1 protein-coding gene is annotated in these 790 nt (G+C 44.3%); it reads right to left on the reverse strand.

Annotated features, from left to right (window positions below; genetic code table 11):
* Positions 1-7: 7 nt before the first annotated feature.
* Complete coding sequence (locus R7Z47_RS24505) at positions 8-763, reverse strand: substrate-binding periplasmic protein (protein ID WP_024702262.1); 756 nt, start codon at positions 761-763, stop codon at positions 8-10.
* Between the last annotated feature and the right edge of the window lie 27 nt (positions 764-790).

The raw sequence follows: 790 nt of genomic DNA on the forward strand, positions 1-790 counted from the left end.
AGGCGCGTTAAAGATAGTGTTTGACGATGTTATCGATCTCTCCCGAGGCTTTTAGATCCGACAGGCGTTGATTAATAAAGTGTTGTACTTCAGGTTTCATCTCTGGAGAAAAGGCCAGATAGATCGAATAGTCGGGGATCACAGCGCTAAAAGATTGAATCTCAAATTGTTCGAGTGGCAGTTCCAGACGTTTTAAGTTGTACATCACCCGCGATTCCATCTCGACAAACGCCGTATCGCCTGGCGTTCTCTGAATTACGCGATATGCGGCGTCGTAATCTTTAACGCGCATCTCGTTGACTGTTTTATCTTCAAAAAACGGCATTAAGTTTGGGTAGTCGAAACCTAGCAGCAATACGATGGAACGACCTTTGATGTCTTGCATAGTATTGAATTTAAAAGGCGCATCACTGCTGGATACCAACACGTGTTTTACAGTGTAAATAGGCTCTTTAGATAAGTTTTCTGATTGAACTCGGCCCCAATCAGGGCTGCCGTATGTCAGCCAGTTTTCTTCCCCACCCGCTTCTAATAATGAAATCATGCGCTTAAACGGATAGGTGTGAAAATTCACCTTATAATCTGAGTTGGCAAAAATCGCGTTCACAATATCCGTCACGATCCCGGCGTGTTGTTGTCCTTGTTGTTCGATTTGAAATGGCCTTGCTTGGTCGGCGATAACGTAATAATTCACCTCTTCAGCGGCGGTCGCTGCACTGACTGCCATACAACTAAAAGCCAATACACGTAGAAGTCCTTTCATCCTATCCTCGATTATTATTTGCTCACG

It is taken from the genome of Vibrio sp. 1641, assembly GCF_033339995.1.
In the GTDB taxonomy this organism is placed as follows: Bacteria; Pseudomonadota; Gammaproteobacteria; order Enterobacterales; family Vibrionaceae; genus Vibrio; species Vibrio alginolyticus.

What these genes read in the sequence shown, in the direction of transcription:
- R7Z47_RS24505 (WP_024702262.1), bottom strand. Translation starts at nt 763, where the DNA reads ATGAAAGGACTTCTACGTGTATTGGCTTTTAGTTGTATGGCAGTCAGT.